Annotated in this window: 20 protein-coding genes; 11 read left to right on the forward strand and 9 right to left on the reverse strand. The window is 58.3% G+C overall.

Annotated elements, in window-relative coordinates; genetic code table 11:
* The 5 genes from JRJ26_18060 to JRJ26_18080 all read right to left on the reverse strand — a co-directional run.
* Nucleotides 1–1,269 (reverse strand): FAD-binding oxidoreductase (locus tag JRJ26_18060; protein MBW2059397.1); only part of this gene is annotated, 1,269 nt, incomplete at its 3' end.
* A gap of 220 nt (nt 1,270–1,489) precedes the next feature.
* Nucleotides 1,490–2,134, reverse strand: coding sequence for a CPBP family intramembrane metalloprotease (locus JRJ26_18065; GenBank protein MBW2059398.1), 645 nt, complete (start codon nt 2,132–2,134; stop codon nt 1,490–1,492).
* Complete coding sequence (locus tag JRJ26_18070) at nt 2,122–2,394, reverse strand: HEAT repeat domain-containing protein (GenBank protein ID MBW2059399.1); 273 nt, start codon at nt 2,392–2,394, stop codon at nt 2,122–2,124. Before JRJ26_18070 ends, JRJ26_18065 begins: the two co-directional genes overlap by 13 nt.
* Entirely contained in the window at nt 2,391–3,467 is a 1,077-nt protein-coding gene (locus JRJ26_18075; protein ID MBW2059400.1) for a hypothetical protein, read from the reverse strand. Before JRJ26_18075 ends, JRJ26_18070 begins: the two co-directional genes overlap by 4 nt.
* Before the next feature lie 13 nt (nt 3,468–3,480).
* Entirely contained in the window at nt 3,481–5,424 is a 1,944-nt protein-coding gene (locus JRJ26_18080; protein ID MBW2059401.1) for a molybdopterin-dependent oxidoreductase, read from the reverse strand.
* A gap of 167 nt (nt 5,425–5,591) precedes the next feature.
* Here JRJ26_18080 and JRJ26_18085 point away from each other — a divergent pair, with 167 nt between their 5' ends.
* The 3 genes from JRJ26_18085 (at nt 5,592) to JRJ26_18095 (ending at nt 10,575) form a co-directional block, all read left to right on the forward strand.
* Complete coding sequence (locus JRJ26_18085) at nt 5,592–8,972, forward strand: AsmA-like C-terminal domain-containing protein (protein MBW2059402.1); 3,381 nt, start codon at nt 5,592–5,594, stop codon at nt 8,970–8,972.
* Nucleotides 8,973–9,110: 138 nt separating this feature from the next.
* A complete protein-coding gene (locus tag JRJ26_18090) occupies nt 9,111–10,163 on the forward strand; it encodes a PAS domain S-box protein (GenBank protein MBW2059403.1) in 1,053 nt (350 codons plus the stop codon).
* A 28-nt stretch (nt 10,164–10,191) separates the two neighbouring features.
* Nucleotides 10,192–10,575 (forward strand): response regulator, encoded by a 384-nt coding sequence (locus JRJ26_18095; protein ID MBW2059404.1) that lies wholly within the window; start codon nt 10,192–10,194, stop codon nt 10,573–10,575.
* Nucleotides 10,576–10,583: 8 nt separating this feature from the next.
* Here JRJ26_18095 and JRJ26_18100 read toward each other — a convergent pair whose 3' ends face one another.
* Together JRJ26_18100 and JRJ26_18105 are read right to left on the reverse strand one after the other, a co-directional pair.
* On the reverse strand, nt 10,584–11,954 hold the full coding sequence (locus tag JRJ26_18100) for a radical SAM protein (GenBank protein MBW2059405.1): 1,371 nt from the start codon (nt 11,952–11,954) through the stop codon (nt 10,584–10,586).
* Between the two features lie 66 nt (nt 11,955–12,020).
* Complete coding sequence (locus JRJ26_18105) at nt 12,021–12,926, reverse strand: PHP domain-containing protein (protein ID MBW2059406.1); 906 nt, start codon at nt 12,924–12,926, stop codon at nt 12,021–12,023.
* 186 nt (nt 12,927–13,112) lie between these two features.
* On the opposite strand from JRJ26_18105, the gene JRJ26_18110 reads away from it, so the two are divergent.
* From JRJ26_18110 to JRJ26_18135, 6 genes are all read left to right on the forward strand, one after another.
* Nucleotides 13,113–13,826 (forward strand): FadR family transcriptional regulator, encoded by a 714-nt coding sequence (locus tag JRJ26_18110; GenBank protein ID MBW2059407.1) that lies wholly within the window; start codon nt 13,113–13,115, stop codon nt 13,824–13,826.
* 26 nt (nt 13,827–13,852) lie between these two features.
* Nucleotides 13,853–14,740 carry a sugar phosphate isomerase/epimerase gene (locus JRJ26_18115; protein MBW2059408.1) on the forward strand — a complete coding sequence of 296 codons (888 nt, stop codon included), beginning with the start codon at nt 13,853–13,855 and terminating at the stop codon, nt 14,738–14,740.
* 84 nt (nt 14,741–14,824) lie between these two features.
* Complete coding sequence (locus JRJ26_18120; GenBank protein MBW2059409.1) at nt 14,825–15,781, forward strand: TRAP transporter substrate-binding protein; 957 nt, start codon at nt 14,825–14,827, stop codon at nt 15,779–15,781.
* Entirely contained in the window at nt 15,766–17,052 is a 1,287-nt protein-coding gene (locus JRJ26_18125) for a TRAP transporter large permease (protein MBW2059410.1), read from the forward strand. Before JRJ26_18120 ends, JRJ26_18125 begins: the two co-directional genes overlap by 16 nt.
* A gap of 19 nt (nt 17,053–17,071) precedes the next feature.
* Entirely contained in the window at nt 17,072–17,590 is a 519-nt protein-coding gene (locus tag JRJ26_18130) for a TRAP transporter small permease subunit (GenBank protein MBW2059411.1), read from the forward strand.
* The gene (locus tag JRJ26_18135; protein ID MBW2059412.1) at nt 17,587–17,985 is read left to right on the forward strand and encodes a cupin domain-containing protein; all 399 of its coding nucleotides are present in this window, start codon (nt 17,587–17,589) and stop codon (nt 17,983–17,985) included. Before JRJ26_18130 ends, JRJ26_18135 begins: the two co-directional genes overlap by 4 nt.
* Nucleotides 17,986–18,040: 55 nt before the next feature.
* Here JRJ26_18135 and JRJ26_18140 read toward each other — a convergent pair whose 3' ends face one another.
* Both JRJ26_18140 and JRJ26_18145 read right to left on the reverse strand, forming a co-directional pair.
* On the reverse strand, nt 18,041–18,349 hold the full coding sequence (locus tag JRJ26_18140) for a hypothetical protein (GenBank protein ID MBW2059413.1): 309 nt from the start codon (nt 18,347–18,349) through the stop codon (nt 18,041–18,043).
* A gap of 80 nt (nt 18,350–18,429) precedes the next feature.
* Entirely contained in the window at nt 18,430–19,233 is an 804-nt protein-coding gene (locus JRJ26_18145) for an outer membrane beta-barrel protein (protein ID MBW2059414.1), read from the reverse strand.
* A gap of 510 nt (nt 19,234–19,743) precedes the next feature.
* Between JRJ26_18145 and JRJ26_18150 the strand changes: the two genes are divergently transcribed.
* Together JRJ26_18150 and JRJ26_18155 are read left to right on the forward strand one after the other, a co-directional pair.
* Nucleotides 19,744–20,064, forward strand: a complete 321-nt coding sequence (locus JRJ26_18150) for a hypothetical protein (protein ID MBW2059415.1) — start codon at nt 19,744–19,746, stop codon at nt 20,062–20,064.
* 116 nt (nt 20,065–20,180) lie between these two features.
* Nucleotides 20,181–21,186: S8 family serine peptidase (locus tag JRJ26_18155; protein ID MBW2059416.1), on the forward strand; the 1,006-nt coding region annotated here is incomplete at its 3' end.

Here is a 21,186-nt window from a genome sequence, read left to right on the forward strand (position 1 = left end):
ATAGAGTCCCGTGGCATAGGGCCTCCCCCCGTACTTTCTGGCGATCTTCATGAGAGTCAGAACAAGAGAAAAGACGAAGTTGTAGCTGAACCTGCGCTGATCACTCGGTATGAAACCGAGGATCACCACCTCCGGGGCTCCCCTGGAACCCTTCCGGATGACCAATCCCTCCTTCACAAGGGGCTGGTCGATCTTTCTTTCGATCTCGGTCATCACATCGCCCAGGCCTGCAAGAGGGACCACCACCTCGGCCGGCACCAGGGAAGGGCCGAGTCGTTTCACGATCATCAGCTTGAAGCGGTTTCTCCATTCGTGTTCGGCGATCCGATCATCGAGCAACTCCGCCTCGTGTGGCTGAAGAAGCGGGCGGAGCCTGTCCATCACGGCACCGTGGTCCTTCTTGCGGAAGGCGAGGGTGACGATGTAAGCTGCGGGAAGCAAGACCCGCTCTTCGGCAGGACGCCCGTAGTGCTCCCTGAGAGGTGCACGGTTCTTGAGCTCTGCCATCTTTGGGTTGATAAAGACAAGGGACCAGATGGGAAGTTGCTCGGCAACGATTGATTCCACCAGGCCCTGGAGATTATATGGAGACGGACACCCGATACAGACGACTTCAAGCTCTTCCAGAGGTTGAACCCGGAGGGTCACTTCGCTGATAAAGCCAGTGATCCCCTCGGCATCGGCGACAAGGTCGAGGTCTTCTTCCCGGAACTCGCGGATCTCGCCACCGGGCAGGACCACACGGGCTTTGACCACGTTTTCCCGGTACCACCCGGCTTCGTAAGACCCGATTCCGGCCCCGCCCTGGGCCAGCCAGCCGCCGGCCGTAGACGATGAGTAACTGGTAGGATAGAGGCGTAAGGTAAGGCCGGACTTGGCCAATTCAGCGTCGAGACGCTCCCAGACCACGCCGCTCTGTACGGTGACTGTCTCTGCCTTGGAGTCGATCTTCACGATCCGGTTCATCCGGTAGGAGTCGACAACGACCCCCCTCTTCACCGGGATCACACCACCGTATCCGGATGAGGCCTTGCCACGGGGTGTCAAGGGTACCCGGTGCTTCTCGGCCCAGCGAACCAGCTCGATGACCTCCGCCTCGGTCTCCGGCTGAACCACGGCGTCAGGCAGGGAGTTGCCGATAAGCGGCTTGAACAGACCGGGCATGTCGGCGATATCGTGGCCGTGGAGTTTCCGCTCCACCCTATTGAAGGAGACCCGATGGTTGAATTTCTCTGTGAGATATGACTTTTCTTCGCTGGAGAGTCCCACGGAAAAACCTTCTCTCGCCTGCCGCCTTTGCCCGGCAGCGCAGCCGGTTGCTGGAATCCCGCAGGAATACGTCTTCTGTCACGGCCCGGCAAGGAGCATCGACCCATCCCTGCAAGGTTATTCTAACGAGAACAGAATCTGGTTTGCAATCCCCGGGGGACATGAGCCGAGGGGAACCTGCAAGAGTCGAATCCTTGAGGAGTTCGGACAGAGCTGTAGCTCAGGTCCAGAGGATTCCGGAGAATAGAATCAGGTTGGCCGCCCCATGAAGAACCGAGGGAGCCACCAGGCTCCCTGCGAACTCATATAGCAGGGCGAGCACTATCCCCCCGGCCAGAGGCACCGCCATTGCGGAAAACCCGCCGCCGACCAGATGGACGGCTCCGAAGAGGAAGGCCGAGATCACCGTGGAAGGCCAGACCCCGAGGTGGACCCTGATCACACCGTAGCAGAGGCCGCGGAAGAAGATCTCTTCGGCGAAGGGGCCTAGGATGCAGAGAACCACGAGGGCGCCGGGTCGTCGAACCTCGAGACCCGGATCGACGAAAACCCTGAGATCCGGTCCCCAGAGAGAACGGATCGTAAAGAGAGCCAGAAAGAATCCCATCCCCAGGACAACCGAGACCGCAAGCCCGGCCCCAGCCCCCATGACCGGTCTCTGCAGACCCGCCGCCGCGAGGGGGACCGAAAAGATTCTGAAGAGGAGAAAAAAGAGAAGAATGTCCAGAGACCGGACCATTGCGGTCCAGGCCAGAGGAGAAACCCCTCTTGCCCAATGGAGACCGTAGACAAAAGAGGAGGCGAGCTCCAGGCCCACGAGAACCGCCATGGTGGCAAGGAAGGACCTCTCTTCTATCCGATCCATCCTACCCTCCTGAGCGCCCGGAGAAGATAGTGTTTCACGTACCACTCCTCCTCTCCCCTGAGCCGTGACTCGAGAAACCCGACTACTCCGGGGTCGCCCTGGTGAGAGAGCGCGAATATCGCTTTGCATCGAACAATAGCAACCGGATCTTCAGCCGCCAGGCTCTCTAGGACTCCCAGGTTGTCATGGCAAGGGAGATAGGCCAGAGCCGTGGCCGCCCAGAGGCGAAGGGAGGGATCCTCTTCGCGGAGAAGCCTCAAGAACCTCTCTCTCCTCCCCCCCCCCCCCCCCCNNCCCTCTCGGCCTGGCCGACCCAGCGGCGGAGATCCTCGACGCTCTCGGTTTGAAGGCTTCCGGCGGGCTTCGAGCCCGTCTGGGACAAGAGGTGAAGGATCAGGAGAGCCGAAAGGAGGGCCACCCCGGGCAGCAGACCGACCATCCTCGATTTGGAGATTCCCGTGAGGGCGTCTGCGGCCGAAATCAGAAACACCGAAAAGGCCAGGGGGATCCCCACGAAGATCGAGTAGTAAACCGTCTCTCTGAGCCCCTCGATCCCCTTGTCCGGTCTCATCGTCTCCACAGCACGCAGAAGGGCCGGGCCGGTCCCTCCGTTGCCGGCAACGGCCAAGTCCGCCCCTTCCCTTTTCGGCAGGAGGTAGATCCCCCGCTCGAGAAGCCACAGTCTCTCCTCCTTTCCGAGGCGAGATTCGGTCCAGAGAGCAAACTGGGCCCGTCTCCTGGGGGGGGTGATCATCTCCGCAGCCATCGGAGAATAGCGGTAGTAGAAGGCGACCGCCTTCCTCCCCCACCTGTTCTGAAGCAGGCCGTCTCTCACGGAAACAAAGCTATGGTCCGGATAGACCAGGGGAACCAGGACCACCGGAACCAGGCAAAGCAGGGCGATCCGATGAAAACGTCCACCCGGAACCCTGACAACCAGAAAGGCTGCTCCGAACATGGCCGTTAACAGGAGAAATTCCGCAGGGGAAAATCCGATGAAGTAACAGAGGAGGCCCGAGATCAACCCGGCCCCTCCCAGACGGATCGGTTTTGAGAATCCGAACGTGCGGGACAACAGGGCTCCTCCAAAGGCGGTGACTCCCAGGGCGAAGCCCAGAGTGAAGGTAAAGAATGCACCGGCCTTGACGAGCGGTCCAAGGGTCAGATAGCCGGCCATCTCACGGGGGAGAGGGACAGGGATGTATCCGGAGGCGGCCAGGGCCTCGAGTTTTGTCATGAATGTCAGGCCGAAGGTTCTCAACCTGAGGCAGGCCCAGATCTGGGTAGTCAGGAGAGCGAGCAGTTGAATCACGAGAAAGGGCCTGAGATACATGGCCGTTCCCCACTCACGGCGAGCCGTCCCGAAAAGGCGGGCCGCCTTCCACCCTCACTCTCTGGCCGTAGAAGGCGACCCCGTCAGGGCGGTCAGTGAAGCGCCCCTCCACGAGGCGATTGATCCCCCAGCCGTATTTGAGCCAAGGCCCCCTGCCAACGACGACCGCCGAGGGATGAAGTCCTGCATCGCTTTTGAAACGGACACGCATGGAGCCGAGGGTAGAAACGATTCTCCCATGGTCCCCCTCCTTGATTCCTAGATCGGCCAGCGTGGAGGGGGCGACAGAGACTTCCGGAAAGAGGGATTCGTGCTCCTCTGGGAGAATCTGGGAATGGAGAAATTCCTTTCTGATCAGGGTGAGAAGGATCAGGGGATAGGCTGAGTCGGCGGGTTCCCGCGGGGAAATCTCCGTGAGAAACCGGAACTTACCGTCCGGATGTGAGAAACGACCACCCTCAAAGGCAATGAAGGGACGTCTGGCACGAACCGTTCCCCTTTGCCTGAGTTCTTCGAGGGTGGTGTCGAGGAAGGGGCTTTCCAGACTCCTCTGCATGTAGAAATCCGGGCTCTCCAGTCGGATGGGCGGGTCGAGGCGGTGTCCCAGATCGGTTAGAATCTCCAGGTCGCTCCTCACACCTGGAGGCGGACCGACCACACGGCCGGCATAGTTGACATAGAAGTGGCCCCACGACCCGACTAGGTCTTCTTCCTCGAACATCATGGAGCAGGGAAGCACCAGGTCGGCAGCGTCTGCCGTGTCGGTCAGAAAGGGGTCTACCACGACCACAAAGTCGGTATCCCCCAGGGCCTGGGAAAGAACCAGTGATTCCGGTGTCTGGTTGACCGGGTTCCACATGGAAACCCAGACCATGCGAATGGGAGGATTCTCCGCCTCCATGATGGACCGGCCTATGCTGGCAACGGGAAAGCTTCTCCTATAACCCTCCGATTTCACCCACCCGAGATTGAGGTTTTCGCCTGAGGGAACACTGTAGTAAGCACCACCTCCGCTGAGCCCGATGTTACCGGTGACAAAGGCGAGAGCATTGATGGCCCTGACACTCTCGGCCCCATGGGGATAGCGCTGAAGTCCAATGCCAAGAATCGTGGCACAGGGGCGATGGAGCCGGTAGAACTCGGCGAGTCTCTCGATCTCTTCCACCGGAACGTCACAGCTCTCCGACAGGGCACGAAGTTCGTGGCCTTCCACAAGCCTCTTGAATCGCTCCAGCCCCAGGGATCTCTCCTCGATTCCCGGCAAAACCCCGTATCTCCCAAGGAATACCTTAGCAGCGGCGAGGGCGAGAAAACGATCTGTCCCGGGTTTCAGACGGACCGTGCGGTCCGAAAAGCGCCTGTTTTCCCCGGCCCTGGGAGATATTGACAAGACCGCGGCCCCCCGCCTCCTGGCCCTGGCAACAAGCCCTCCCATATGGATGGAACTCACCCCGAGCCCCTTCCCCCAGACCACAATACCCCTGGCGTTGAGCAGATCCAGGGGATCGTTCATTCTCAGGGCGCCGAAATCATCGATGGAGGCCTCTATGCCGGTACTGTCGCAGACCCCGTGAGGAATCACCCTGCTTGCTCCCAGCCTGGCAAAGAAATAATCCTCTGCAAATTTGATGACCCCCTTTGAGCCTCCCCCCCTCAGATGGAGGATCGAGGCAGGCTCACGGCGAAACCCATCAATCTTTTCAGCACAGAGCGAGAGGGCCTCATCCCATGAGATACTCTCCCACCCTTGGTCTCCCTTCAACAGGGGCGTCTTCAGCCTGCTCGGCGAACCGAGCCTCCTCGGAAACCGGCGGATCTTAGGACAGCAGTATCCGTCTGTGTAGGGATGGTCCGGATTCCCCCGAATCTTCCTTATGAGGCCGGCCTCTGTTTCGACCAACAGAGAACACCCATCAGGGCAGTCGAGGGTACAGGCGGTTAAGTGTTTTTCCTTCATGACAGGCTTCGATTCCGGTCTTCGAGGCCTTCGGAAGAACCAGAATAGTTCCTGGATCTTCCACATTATAGCAGCAAAGGCAGCTCCTTTGGAACCGCGGATGCAGGATTCATTCCATTTTCCCCATTGCCGGGTTAGAATAACAGGGCACGGAGGCAAGGGTATCTGTGAAAAATCGGTTTCTCATCCTCTTTCTGGGCGCTTCGGCAGCTCTCCTCCTGATCGGAGGAGCAACGTCCTATTTCCGATTCTACGTTGCCCCATGGTGGGCGGAAAGGGTCCTCCAGAGCCTGATCCAATCGTGTCCCGGCCAGGAGGCCGCCGTCGAGGCAACCACCATCCACTGGCTGGGCCGGCCTGCCGTCGAATACCGGGGATTGACGATTCGGAAGGCCGGAGAGACAGAAGGATGGCTCCGCGTGGAAGGGATCGTCCTGAGGCCCAGACTGGGAAGTCTCTTGTCGAGATCGATCCGGTGGAAGGCCCTCATTCTCAAACACCCTCTGCTCCGAATACGCGGTAAGGAGATGCCCATACCCAGAGGTTCCCTGCGGCCTGTGCTCTCCATGTTCGAGGAGGTGGTGGTGAGGGATGGGAGAATCGAATGGTCTGGAAGACGGATCAGGGGGCTTTCCGGCTCCCTCAGGTACCGGTCGGAAGGCAGGCCTCTCTCGATAGCCCTGGAAGCCACCCTTGCAGTAGGCCATGCCTCTGCTGGCAGGGTTTTTGTGCGGGGCCGGGTGTGGCCCCTCTCGGCCGGGACTGCCCCCCAGGAGCCTCGCCTCTGGATCGAGGCCAGGGCCGAAGGACTCGACCTGGATTGGTTTGGGGCCGGATTGGTCCGATCCCTTCCCCCTCCGATCCTGGAAAGCCGCCTCGCTCTCAGGGTCGAATTCAGGGGGAACCCGAAGGGCCGGTTTGACGCGGTAGGGTCGGTGAGCCTGAAAGGGCTTTCGCGGGCGAATCTTGCGGACAAGGTGAGTGCACGTTTCCGTCTGGTTGGGGATGGGCGGGAGATCGAGTTCCAAAGGATCCGTCTCATGCCCCCCCTCCCTCCCGTGGAAGGGACGGGCCGGATCCAAAGGAGAGCCGGTGGGGATTTCTGGCTGACCTTTCATGGCAGCTCTCCATGGCAACCCGTTGCCGGGTGGAGGACCATCCTCCCCTTTCTCCCGGAAAAGATCCGCGCCCTTGTCCTCTCTTTACGACAGGGCGAGGCGAGGCTCGTATCTCTTGCCTTTTCCGGGCCTCTCAGAGGCCTGGCCTCTCCGCTGGAGGAGTCGTCTCTCTCCTATTGGAGCGGAGAAGGCAGGTTCAGAAAGGTGGAGATCCCCTGGAGAGGAGAGCTCTTTCGTTTGGACAGCGCCTCTGTCAGACTCGATCGTGGCCGCCTCGTCGGAGCCGTGGGAGACTGCCTTTTCGGCCGCTCCTGCTTGGAATTTCCCAGATTCTCTCTTTCAGGGCTCTTGAGTGACCCCTTGCTCTTTCTGGTGATCCGCGGAAAGCTGAATCTCGGAGACGTGGAGAAATGGTTATCCCGCGGCCTCGTCCCGGACGCCCTGGCTCTCCCCCTGTCGAATCTCGGCCTCCTCTCGGGTACCGGCGACGTCGACCTGAAGATCGAGAAACCCCTGGGGGAGAAAAAAACTCCCCTGGTTACGGGGAGACTCGCCCTCGGAGGGGTAACCGTCACGATCCGCGACTTTCCGGGGATCTTCGCGGATCTCAAGGGGGTCCTTGACCTTTCGCCTTCAGGCCTTACCCTGCGGAACGTCGAGGGGAGGTGGGAGGGATCGACGGTGAAGGTCCTGGGTTCGGTCACCGCTCTCTCAACAGGGAAACCCCAGGTGGATCTGCTGCTCAAGGGCCGCCTCGATCTCAGGGACCTTGCCCGACTGGCCACATGGGAGGGTCTCCCCTTCGGCGCCCGCCTCGTCCTCCAACAGACGGCTTCCCCCTCCGGGGAGGGCGACTACAGGCTTCAGGTGAAAGGCCCACTCGATCCTCCCGGAAGCGCAGCCGTCCAGGGCCAGCTACTGGTAAAGGAAGGGGCGACCCGCCTCTGGAACTCCTACCCTGTGGCGGGAATCAGCGGCGAGATCTCTTTTTCGCGGCACGGCGTTCTCATCCCGGAACTGAGAGGTCGCTGGAAGAATTCAGATCTCGCCTTGGAGGTGACCCTGGGACGGCTGGGAAGCACTTCTGTTAGGAACCTCTGTTTTTCTGCGGAATTCGATCTGAGGGACATAGCCCGGGAGAGATTCGATTACGGGTTGCCACGAAGGTGGAGGAGATTCTTCGACCCCTTTGAGTTCCACTCCGGCACGGCGGCCGTCACCGTAACCGAACGAAGAAGGAACAGCGAACACACCGTTGAAGGGCGTATAGCCTTCCAGGGGGCTGAGGCCCGCTATCCTCCCGTGTTCCCACCATTGAGGAATCTCGAGGGGGAGGTTCTTTTCGGTCGCAAGGGGCTCAAGGCAGTGGATCTCCGGGCAACCCTCGAAGGGGAACCTGTCGCAATCGAGGCCAGGTTCGCCCTCCGTCCAGGAGACCCAGGCCCGGAGATATCGATTCATGCGGCCAGGGTCGACTTCGAGAAGGTCATCTCCTGGCCCTGGAGCCGGGGGATATTGCCTGGATGGAGCAGGGGGTCCATCCGGACGGTCCGCGTCCGGGTGGACGAGGGCCGCTTCAGGGAGATCCGCCTCTCGGACGTGGAGGCCGAACTCGGCCTCCAGGGCAAGAGGCTCTCTCTCGACAGGCTCTCCTTTGCTTCGTCCAGAGGATACGGCCTCGTCACGGGGTGGGTCGATTTTGAAGAGAACGGGGAGCTCTCCTTCGAGTTTAGGCCCTATCTGGTGAACCTCGATACAGGGCTGATCCTGGCGAGTTTTCAGAGGCCGGCCGCCAAGAGACAGCTCACGGGGCTGGGATCAGCCTCCGGAATCATAAGGGGGCGGGGAGAAGGGGTGCTGCAGCTCGCCCGATCTCTCAACGGAGAAGTGAGGATCTTTCTCGCAGATGGGAGACTCGCACGGTTCGACGTTCTTTCGAAGATCTTCTCGCTCCTCGACCTTTCCCAGGTTCTCCGCGGGAACCTCCCGGATCTCAAGAGCGAGGGGATGCACTACCGAGCCGTCACGGGACACGTGACGTTCAAGGATGGAGGGGCTTGGACCAGTGATCTGGTTTTGGACAGCGAATCCATGATAATCTCGGCGGTGGGCGGTGTCGATCTGCTTTCCGGCGAGCTGGAGGTCAAGCTCGGGCTGCGCCGACTGGGATTCGGGGGAAAGATGGTCAGCAAGGTCCCCTTCTTTGGAAAGATCATCACGAGTAATGGCGGCAGCTTTCTCCAGTACTACCTCCAGGTGAGGGGGACCGTGGGCGACCCGGAAGTAAAGGGGATTCCCCTCGAATCGGTCGGCAAGGGGATCTTGGATCCCCTGGAGAAGCTCTTTGAAAAGCCCCTTGACTGGTTTCCCTTTCAGAGGCATCCGAGTTTTGATCACTATTATGAAGACAGGCAGTACCGGTATCCCTAAGGCCCCACTTTAGCTCTCACCACACCCCCCGGGCCCTCTGCTTTCCCCGTGGTTCTCTTCACTTTCTTCTTATGACATGCCCCTTTTCTGCCGAAAGAGATCCAGACGGCATTACACCAGAACCGAGAACCAGGGCCTATGGCTGAACGACCCTCGAATCCAGAAGCCCCTTACAAACACCTCTTTGAACACGCCGAGGACGGGATGGTTCTCTTTGATCCTCGAGGCAGGATAGTTCTGGCCAACCCGAGCTTTCTCGGTGTGATGGGATACGAGGCCGACGAGGTCAAAAGGGGAATAACCTTGGAAGACTTTGTCGATAGCAGGGATCTACACCGTGTCTCCAACTGTCACCGGCGCATCATTGCGGGAGAGACCCTCCCGGAGTACCAATTCCGCGTTACGTCGATAAAGGGGAAACACCTCCACTTCGCAGCAAAGGGAAGCCGTTTCCCAGGTGACAACGGCAAGGCGGAGGGAGTTCTGGTCGTCCTGAGGGACGTCACTCTCCTTTTCAGGCGACTCGATCTCTTCCATCAGAAGTTGAAGGAATCGGAGAACAAGTACACCACCCTCATGGAACAGGCAAGGGACGGGGTGGCGATTCTCCAGGATCTACGGTTCGTTGCAGTCAACCAGCGGCTCGCCCGAATGACCGGGTTTGATCGATACGAACTCGAAGGGGAGAGGTTCGGCAAAATCGTTTCCTCCGAGTCCCTGCTGGTCGCCGAGGCCTGGTACAAGGGGGTCATGGCGGGCGCGAAGACCCAACCTCCGGTGAGGATCAATCTCACGGCCAGGCATTGCCAGCCGCTCATCACCGAGGTGAGCGGCGGGCTGGTGGAGTACGGGGGTAAGCCTGCCTTGCTCAGCGTGATAAGAGACGTCACGGAAAGGAAGAAGATAGAGGAGATGCTCCTCCAGTCCGAGAGGGACCGGGCTGTCTATGAATTGGCCGGTGCTACGGCACACGAACTCAACCAGCCTCTGACGGTGATCATGGGAAACGTGGAGCTCTTCCTCCAGAAGATCGACCCGGATAACTCCTCCACACGCTATCTCAAAAACATCTACCGGGAATCCCTCCGTCTTGCCGAGCTGATCAAGAAGATAGGGGGATTGACCCGATACAAGACCAAACCGTACGTAGGCACTACCCGTATCATCGATATCGATGATACATCGAACTAGCTTCCGTTATTGATATGGGAGGACTGCCGTGGCAAGGATACTGGTTGTGGACGACGAGCCGGGGATTCGGGAACTCCTCCAAGAGCATCTGGAGGGGGAAGGACACCGGGTCAGGGTGGCCTCCGACGGCCAGGAAGGCCAGAGAGTCTATGACGAGTACCATCCGGATCTCCTCTTCGTAGATGTCAGGGTGCCCCGGGGAGACGGCATAGAATGGGTCCGTCAAGTGAGGGCTGACAATGCAGACATAAAAGTCATCTACATCACAGGTTGGCTGGATGACAGGAAAGTCGAAAGCCGGCTGGTCCGTGAGCTGACCCGTCATCCGGAGTACAGAACCCTGGTCAAACCTTTCCATCTCAGGGAAGCCTCCAGAATGGTCGCGGAATGCCTCAGGGGGGAATCCATCTGAGCGAGGAGTCACCCTCGTCTCGGCGGAGTGCCGGATCCCCTGTCGCCGAATCGACCGTTCTCACGCTCCCCGCCCCTCTTGAAGGACTCCCTTGGCCGGTTGAAATACCCTATCTCGAGATGGGGGAACCTCTCTTTAAGCAAGGCGAGCATGTTGGAGATGCCGATCCCAGCGGCTCCGCTCACTCCGAGTTCCCTGAGACACCAGTCCGGATCGATGTTCAGATTCCGCATCTGAATCATATCGATCCCTGTCTCTTGGACCAGTCGAAGGAGGGAATCGATCTCGTCTTCCCGGTCGGTGAAACCGGGAAAGACCAGTAGATTGAGGGAAACATAGATGTTCCGGGCTCTTGCCCGCCCGATCGATTCCAAGACGTCCTCCAACCCGTACCCCTGTGGCAGGTGGTACCGCCCGTAGCCCGCCGGTCTGGCACTGGCCATGGTGACCCGCATGCTGTCCAGGCCGGCCCTGGCCAGTCGCTCTACGACTCGGGGAAGGCTCCCGTTGGTATTCAGGTGAACGGTCCCCCTTGAGGTCTTCTCCCTGAGGGCAGAGACAACGCCCTCAAGAAGGCGGTCTTCCAACAGGGGTTCGCCCTCACAGCCCTGACCGAAACTGACGATAGGGGCTTCGGCTCCCTCCAGGTGGGGCAGAGCTACCTCGACGACTTCCTCCACCGTGGGAACAAAAGGAATCCTTCCATGGGACGCCTCGCACCCCTCTGGCGGCTGGTAGGAGAGACAGCCCAGACATCGGGCATTACATCGAGGAGAAGTCGGCAGGGGAGCCTCCCACCGACGGTAGAAGACGTTTTTGGCGGCGAAGCAATGGTACCCTAAGGCGCAGTAAGAGAGGTGGCGGAGGAGACGATTCTCCGGGTTCTGCTCCAAGACCTCTTCCACCAGCGTCGTCAATTCCTCGTCGTTTCCAAAGAACCCGGGATGCCAGTGAGGATCCGAATCGACACAGGTCCCCGATACCCAGAAACCGTCCTCCCTCCACCCGACGGCGCAGTATGCCCAGAGAGGGAGAACAGGATGGTTCCCCTTCAGGGCAGTGGCCGGGAGAAGAAACCTCAGGTATCCAGGAGCCAGGAATGCGGCTACGGCCGTACACTCGACCCTCCGACCGTCGATCACGGCCTCCTCCACCTCTACGAACCGCCCCGCCACCGGATCCCAACCGACAGGATAGCGCCCTGGAAGGGAGAAGATCTGGCTCCCCTCAGGCAGGGGAACCAGTCCGTCGGCATTGCCCGGGACTCTCTTCATGCCGGACTGGGCGGCCATATACAGGCTCGGATGGTCGTAGACCCGGCCCTCATTATCTGAAAAGACCATCCTCGGAGGAAGCGGTCCGTCCTTCAAGATCTCCATTTCAGTATCCCCCGGTTTTCCAGAAGATCGATGTTCCCCCCGTAGGCCCCCTTCAAGAACTCCGGGTCATTGAGCCCCCCCTGTCAAACCACGCTTCACCCTCATCAGCTCTTCCACCATCCCATAGGAGAGATAAACCCCATTACCGATTACGCCGAGCCCCGATTTCTTGATCAATCCTCCGTGGAAGTCCGACCCCCCGGTTTTCACAAGCCCGAGTTTCTCGGCCAACCTCGCGTAAAGGGCCATCTGTTCAGGCGTGTGGTCCGGATAGAAAACCTCCAGCCCCTTCAAACCGTAGCTCACCAGCATCGACAGCCGGGCTTCGAGTTCCTCCGGCCCGCAGTGTAGGGAGCAAGGATGGGCCAGCACGGGGACCCCACCCGCCCCGAGGATCATCCCTATGGCCTCCCCTGCCTCGAGCCTGTACTTGGCCACGTAGGCAGGAGCACCCAGGCCCAGATAGCGCCGAAAAGCCTCTTCGGTCGACTCGACGTATCCCTTCTCAACCAGTACACGGGCAAAATGGGGTCTCCCCACCTGCCCCCCTCCTGAGGCTCGGGCAACCTCATCATAGCTGATCTCAAGGCCAAGATCGTTCAGTCTCCTGACGATCTTCGGGTTCCTCTCGGCTCTTGCCTGCTTCAGCCTCTCCAGGCCTGTCCTGAGCTCTTCCTGTTCCGTTTCGACGAAGTAGCCCAGCAGATGGAGCTCACCCCTCTCGATATCGGCGCTCACTTCGACGCCTGGAACGACTTCGACGGATTCCCGCCGCCCTTCGGCAACGGCTTCGGCCACTCCTTCCACCGTATCGTGGTCCGTGATGGCGATGGCCTCAAGGTGCCTTCTCTTGGCCAGCCGAACCGCCTCTCGCGGGGTCAGGACCCCGTCCGAGGCCGTGGTGTGAACGTGGAGGTCGACTCTTCCCACAATCCCCCCTGTACAACCCGACCGGATAGGGGAGAGATTCATCTCCCCCCTTTTGAGTTTATCAGAAGACGAGGTGGTCCTTCAAACCGACGGCGACTGGGCAAGTTCAAGGCCCGCGGGGCGGGGGGAGTGGAGACCGAAAAAAGACTTGACATGGATTTGTAGGATGTAGTATGTAGTATCTAGTCTCAGCCCCGAGACGAATCGATCCTTTTTGAGGAGGGGCCTTTGAAAGAAGGGGCGATTTCCGAATCCATAAAACCCCTGAACCGGGAACCCGTCTCATTGTCGATCATGAACATGGTGACGGACTATCTCCTCTCAGGGACCCTCAGGCCCGGCGACAAACTGCCGACAGAGTCCGAGCTCGCCCGCCAGTTGGGCGTAGGGAGGAATTCGGTCCGCGAAGCGATGAAGATGCTCTCCTCTCTCGGAGTCATCGAAATCAAGCGCGGCGTCGGGACGTTTATCGCCGAGAGCATATCCCCATCCATGGTGAACCCGCTGATTCTCGGCTTGGTCTTCGACCAGGGCACCTCCCAGGACCTCATCGAGCTTCGCCTCCTCATCGACACCGGCGTGGCCGACCTTGCCATGCAGAAGGCGACTACGGAGGATATCGAAAAACTCGAAAGGGCCAACAGGCGGTTGAAGTCGGCAGCCGAAACCCTGGGAGACGATTCAAACAGTCTGAGAGACCTCGACCTGAATTTCCACATGACCCTCCTCGAGGTAACCCGGAACAGACTCGTGGCCAAACTCGGCAGGGCCATATACACCCTCTTTATGGCCTCGATCGAGAAATCCGTTAAGGCGGATCCTTACAAGGCCTACGCCAATCACGAGTTGGTCATCAATGCCATCAAGCGGAGAGACAGGGGTTTGATCAAACGAATCACGAGTGAATCCCTGAGGTTCTGGATGGCAACCATCGATTCCTGAAGAGGTCCGCTGGAGGGCCTTTCCGAATGGAACCCATCGTCTCCATCAACACCATCGCCTATCAGGGGCTCGATCTCCGGACAGCCCTGAGGGAGATCTCTCGACTCGGGGCCGGATATGTTGAACTCTCCTTCACTGCAGGCTACTCAGAGGGTTTCGCCGAGAAAGACTTCTCACCGGGAAAGGCAAGACAGCTGAGCAATATGCTCTCAGAAGCCGGTCTTCTCACGGTGGCCCTTGCAGCCCACATCGATCTGGGGACAGAAGGGGCCGTATCGGCTTTCAGACGGAGGATCGATTTTGCCATGGAACTCGGGGCAAAGATCGTTCACACGAACCCATCCCAACTCACAAAGAGCGACCTCTTCTACCGGAACATGGAAGACCTAGCCCCGTTCGCGGCTTCACGGGGAGCGATCATAGCCCTGGAAAACCCAGGGGATGGAGAGGGGAGCCTCATCGGATCGGGCAAGCAGGGTGTATCTCTGATCCAGAGGGTAGGGTCCGACTCTGTCCGGCTCAACTACGACTTCTGCAATGCCTTCTCCTACTCGAAAGGGATGATCCGGCCTGAAGAGGAGCTGCGCGACATCCTGCCGTACACAGTCCATTTCCATCTCAAGGACATGGTGCAACAAGAAAGGGGCTGGGTCTTCTCAGAGATCGGCAAGGGGGTTATCGACTATCCGGCGATATTCAAATTCCTGGCAGGAGAGCCGGAAATCCCTCCCATGAGCATCGAGTTCCCGTGCAGGTTCCGAAGGACCCGGGATTTTCGTCCCGAGAAGAACCCTTCCCCTCCTCCGCTTCAGGCGATCCGCCATGTCCTCAGAGGCTCCCTTGAATACGTAAGAAGAGCCTTTGACACACGCGTGGAGCCCCTACCTCCACGGGGAAGCCGTCTCGACCCGTAGGAGATCCATGGCATGGAAAGGAGGTGATGGTGCCCCGACGAGAGACAGTCTCAACAAAACCCGTTATCAAGGAGGAAGAGAGTCATGGAAAGGAAAGCAAAGGTTATCACCGTCTTGGTGGGCATCTGCTTCTTGGCGGCCCTTTTCGCAGGGTTTCCCTCGACATCCCGGGGGGCCGAAAAAGTCACTCTCCGGTTCGCTCATATCACCGACACGACACACCCCGCCCACAAGGGAGCCGAACTCTTCAAGTACATGGTGAATGAAAGAACCCTGGGGAGGATCCAAGTCGAGATATACCCCAACAGCGTACTCGGATCTGCCAGGGAGTACACCGAACAGATCAAACTCGGCACCATCGACATGGGATTGAGCACTTCGGGCCAGCTCCAGGAGTGGATCAGGGAGTATGCGGTGGTTATGATACCCTTCCTGTTTGACAGCTACGACTTTGCACACAAGGTCCTGGACGGACCCGCCGGCCAGATGCTGGCCGACCTTGCGGACAAGGCCGGATTCAAGGTGCTGGCAAACTGGGAGTGGGGGTTTCGGCAGATAACGAACAGCAAAAGGCCCATATACAAACCAGAGGACCTGATCGGACTGAAAATGAGAGTTCCCCACGAGATTCAGCTGGAGGAGATGTACAAGGCCCTGGGTGTGACAACGACCGTCATCTCCTTCCCGGACCTCTATATGGCCCTCTCGCAGAAAGTCGTCGATGGACAGTGCAACCCCCTTCCGACGATCTATCACCAGAAATTCTACGAGGTCCAGAAGTATCTCGCCCTGACCAATCACGTCTATAACACCCAGATGCTCGTGATGAGCGAGAAATCCTGGAACAGACTCTCCAAGGACGACCAGCGGATCATCAAGGAATCCGCAAAGATCGCCGGTGACTATGTGCGGAAATTGATCGTCGTTGAGGAGGAAAAACTCGTAGGCAAGATAAAGGCATACGGAGACGTGGTCACAACCCCTGATCTGGCACCCTTCAGAGAAAAGATGGGAGCCGGGCCGACGTGGTACTGTTTCTGACCTTCATCATCCTCATCGCCCTCATACTCATGGGTGTTCCCGTGGCGTTCAGCATGGGCCTTTCCGGGCTCTTCGCCCTCCTGTTCGGGCATGCTCCCCAGCTGATCGATATCATCGCTCAACGGATGTACGCAGGAACCACCTCCTACATCCTCCTGGCCATCCCCTTCTTCATCTTTGCAGGCCTCCTCATGAATGCAGGTGGCATGACCCAGCGGATCCTCAAGTTCACCACCAATCTCATAGGCCACGTAACAGGAGGGCTCGGCCACGTGAACGTAATCGCCAGCATGATCTTTTCCGGCATGTCCGGTTCAGCAGTCGCAGATGCATCCGGACTTGGAACGGTTGAGATGAAAGTAATGACGGATGCGGGATACGACCGGACCTTCAGCGCCGCCATCACCGCCGCCTCCTCAACGGTCGGGCCGGTTATTCCTCCAAGCATCCCCTTTGTGATTTACGGCGGGCTCACCGGGGTCTCTGTGGGGAGACTCTTCCTTGCCGGGTTCGTGCCCGGACTCTTCATGGGGATCGGACTGATGATAGCCGTCTACATCATTTCGCAGAGGAGAAGATTCCCCAAGACCCTCAAGCGCGCCCCCGTAAAGGACCTCCTGGCCAGCACCAAGGATGCCCTGCTGGCTCTGGGAACACCTGTCATCATCATCGGGGGGATCGTGACCGGGGTGTTCACGCCCACAGAGGCCGGAGTAGTCGCCTCCCTGTACGCGGTTTTTCTGGGGGCCTATGCCTTCAGGGAGTTGAATCTGGAGAAATTCCTCGGAGTGGTCTGGGAGACCATACAGAATTCGGTGAGGATTCTGTTTATCATCGCGGCAGCTTCCTTTCTCAGTTGGGTCGTCTCCTATTTCAAGGGCCCAGAGGTCATAGTCTCCAAGTTTCTCGCGGTTACGGATAATCCGATTTTCATACTCTTCCTGATCAACGGCCTCCTCCTTGTACTGGGCTGCTTTCTGGAGGGAATCAGTATCATGCTCCTCGTAGTTCCCGTCTTCATGCCCTTGATAGGCAGGCTCGGCATCGATCCGGTCCATTTCGGCGTCATCGTGACACTCAATCTGATGATCGCCCTGATCACCCCTCCCATGGGGTTGAGCCTCTATTCCGTCTCCGTAATAGCGAAGACCCCGATCGGTCCGATGATCAGGGAGATCGTTCCCTATCTCATCGCGTTGCTCGCGGTGCTTTTCCTGATAACCGTCTGGCCGGCCAGCGTTTTGTTTATTCCGAGATTGTTCATGCAATGATTTTTCGAGGTGGAAAAGGTTGCGGCTACTCATCTTGATCGACCAAATCATCGGCAAGACCCTCAAGTGGATAACCTGCACCTGCCTGCTGCTGGTCTCGGTCCAGTTGACGGTAGGCATTATCGTCCGGTATTTCAGGCTCACCTCCATAGCGAGATTCGACGAACTGGTCGAGCTCTTCTTCTGCTGGATAATCTTCTTCGGCGCCGCCCTTGTGGTCAGGGATTGGTCGCACCTCAGGGTGGAATTCCTGGAACTCCTGCTCCCCCGAGGTGGGAAGGCGGCCAAGTACCTGAGATTCATGCTCTATTGCCTTTCTCTCCTCTTCGTCCTTTTTTTCGTCAAGTCTGGAATCGTCCTCTTCTCAGTCTCAGGAGCCATGTCGAGCGAAATGCTCCGGCTACCCAGAAGACTCTGGTACCTGCCGATCCCGGTCTCCGGTCTTCTGATGGTAGCCTATATCTCCAAAGAACTCGTAGGAGTGGTCTTGGACCTCAGGAAGGGGAACAAACTTAACAACCAGGAGGAAAAACGATGAAACTGGTCAGACCGTGGGAAGAAGAAGGAATCACGATCCCAGAGCCTTACAAGAGAACAATCAAGACGATCTTCTCACCTGACGAGGAGAAGGGCGGGATAAAGGAGCTCCTCTTTACACAGGCCATCATCCATCCCCACAGCCAGACGGATTATCACACCCACGATCGCCCTGAATTGATCTACGTGGTCTATGGGCGGGGTGTCTCTGTCTGCGAGGGCGAGGAGATTGAGATCCAATCGGACATGGCCCTCTGGGTTCCTGCAGGAGAGAAACACCAGATAAAGAACACAGGCGATGAAACCATGAAGCTCGCCACCGTATTCGTGCCCGGGTTCTCCTGGAAGGAAAACGTCAAGAGATGCCAGGAAGCGGCACAGAAGAGAGGTTCTTGAAACCCGGCATAAGCCCGCCCGCGGACCGGAGGGATCTTCCTCACCCAGCCTATTCCTACCGGCCCGACGGGCTTGGAATATCCGGAGGAGAGGCGATGTCCGGATCCAACAACCCTTCCCCCATCTTTCTCCGGAAGGTGAATCGGTACGGCTTCTTCACGAGCGTCTCGACCATCCTCTCCCTCCCCCCGGCCACGATGGTGAATGGAAGCATGACCAGATAGGTCACCGACCCCACGGCAAGGGCGACGATGCCGAGTGGTCTTGCAACCACCTCGGCCACCACTACCTCGTCTTCACGGGCCAATGCGCCCGTGGCGAAAAGGAGAGAAACAATCGTGACAACCGCAATCAACCGGCTCATCCCATACCCCCTTTCCCGGACCCCCTCGAGGGCCGGCCTCGAACCCCTGCACGGGCTTTGCCGTAACCTCTGCTGCCGGACTAGAAGTGGTAGGCAATGCCCCCGTAGAGCTGGTGCACCCTTACCGGGAACTCCCATTCCGTCGCCTCTGTCACGGGCGTTCCCGAGACCGTTCCTGAGTTGCTGAGGTGGAAGTCGAAATCCCTGGTCTGGACGAACTTGTACTCGCCGAAAAAGGCCAGGTGAGTGGTCAAGAAGAACCTCGCTCCTGCCATGGCCTGGAGACCGAGCTGGCTGTCACTGCCCGTATCTTTCAGTACAGAGGCCTGGTCGAGAAACGTGGGGCCGCTCTCGAGGGACGCAAAAAACAGACCCAACCCAACGCCGAAGTATGGCTGGAGCCTCCCGCGGGGGAACCTCTCACCCCCGGCGAGATGGAGCCGATAAAGCACGTTCAACCCCAGCGAATTCACGGTGAGTTCCGAAGCCCGGATCTCCCGGGTGGTCACCGTACTGTTCACAAAGGCGCCCGAGGCACCGACGGTCTGCCCCTCCAGGTCCAGGTCGAAGTGGGAGAATTCCATTTCCAGCCCCAAATTGCCCCTGGTCCCGGTCCCCTCGAAGTAGTCTCCCAGCTTGATACCGAAGACGATTCCCCCTTCAAAAGGAACATCCTCCAGTGTAAGGTTCTCCACCTCCCCCCCGTCGAAGTAGGTCTTGAATCGGATTCCCTCGTTGAGCGGACTCACCCCTCCTCCGTAGCCGGCAAGGTAGGGCTCGGCAAAGGCCGGATTCGAAAGCACCATGAGATAGACAAGGGCGAAAATCCCCAGCCCCGCCTTGCTCCAGTCCACGGACAGCCTCCTCTTCCTCTCTAGCTCCATCCCGGCTTCTCATCCCGGCGCAACAAAGACAGCTAACCATCCCACGTGGGAAGTGTCAAGACCGGCCCCGTTCTGCCCAGGGCCTTCAAAACAAAGGAGCCCTCATTAGGGAAAAAAACAGGTGCCGCCCCGGCCAGGTTATCACTCCAGCAAAATCCATACCACAGCGGCCGGTCTGCTAACGGTCAGGGTTTCTGCCGGGAGGTTCTCCGGAAACGCTTCAAGACCCCGGCCTGGCACATGATGACCGGCATGTTTGTTGCAGAGAAGCATGTCTTGACCCTCTGTCGAGCTGGAGCTATCCTTCTTCCCGCCCCGCACTCGCGGCGGGGCGAAGGAGATTCGGCTCAACATACAGACTCCGCCTGCCGCCGGGGAACCCCACGGTCTCCCGCGGTAGAGCGAGAGGGGAGGCAGACTTTCATGAACCCGTTCACGATACCTATTTTCTTGGTGGCCTTCGTCCTTCTGGGGACTTCATGCTCCTCTCCGCCTGGCAAGGGGTACCCCGTGAGTCAAGAGAGACCGGGATTGTCGGGCAAGACGAAAAAGACCACCAGGGACGACTTCGGGGTGGAGGGAAGAGACTACAAGGCCGGCGAGGTACTCGTCAAGTTCAAGCCCCATGTTGCCGATAAGAGGAGAAAAGAAATTGCCGGGTCCCTGGGTCTGGAAACGGTAAGGTTCATCTCCCGGCTGGATGTATACCTGATGAAGATTCGCGGTGGCCTGACTGTAAGGGAGGTCATTGAAAGACTCCAGAGGTTCGGGGAAGTCGAGTATGCAGAGCCCAACTATGTGCGTAAAGCATCCCAGCCCAAGGGGGAGTAGAAACCCGTGAAGCGCCTCCTGGCAGCACTGTCCTTGTGTGCTCCTCCTCTTTCTTGGCATCGGCGCACCACAGGATGACGCAGCTAGGGCTTCGAACAAACGAAACCCTCTAAAAGATGACCAGAAAGTTTATTCTTCTATTCTTGATTGTTTCTCTCGTCCCAAAACCGTTGACCAATGCGGCAATTGCGGCGGGCGACTCACTCCATAGGATCGAATACAAGCCGGGAGAAATTCTCGTCAAGTTTAGGCGCACCGTCTCACCTACTCGAAGAAGAAATTTCCATGTCTTGGCGAATTCCCATCTTTTGGCCGAAATCCCGCTGATTGGCGTTCAACGGATCAGGATCCCTGAGGGAATGAGTGTCGAGCAAGCGGTTGCCCTCTACATGCAGAACCCAGATGTGGAATATGCAGAGCCGAACTACAGGGTTCATGCCCTGGCAACTCCGAATGACCCCTTGCTCGGAAATCTGTGGGGACTAGACAACGCCAATGATCACGATATCGATGCTTCTGCTGCCTGGGACATAACCCAGGGGGATGAGGACGTGGTTATTGCTGTGATTGATTCTGGAGTGGCCTATGATCACCCTGACTTGCAAGCCAATATATGGACAAATGAGGCAGAGGCTAACGGGATTCCGGGTGTGGACGATGATGGAAATGGGTATGTTGATGATATCCACGGGTGGGATTGGGTTGATAACGATAACGACCCGATGGATTACTACGGCCATGGTACCCACGTGGCTGGAACCATCGCGGCCGTAGGAGACAACGGACGAGGCGTTCCAGGCATTATGTGGAGAGCAAAGATCATGCCCCTAAGGTTCCTGGATGCGGAAGGGTCTGGGTGGACCTATGACGCTGCTGACGCCATCACTTACGCCGTAAACAACGGGGCGAAAATCCTAAACAATAGCTGGGGCGGACCTGGACAAAGCCCAACGTTAGAAAAGGCAATTAATCTAAGCAACCAAAGCAATCTCGTCTTTGTGGCAGCGGCAGGAAATGATGCATCGGACAATGATCTGTTCCCAACCTACCCGGCTAGCTATTCAATCCCGAACATCATTTCAGTCGCCGCTACCGATCAAGATGATAACCTAGCAACGTTTT

The sequence above is a fragment of the Deltaproteobacteria bacterium genome, from assembly GCA_019308905.1.
In the GTDB taxonomy this organism is placed as follows: domain Bacteria; phylum Desulfobacterota; class BSN033; order WVXP01; family WVXP01; genus JAFDHF01.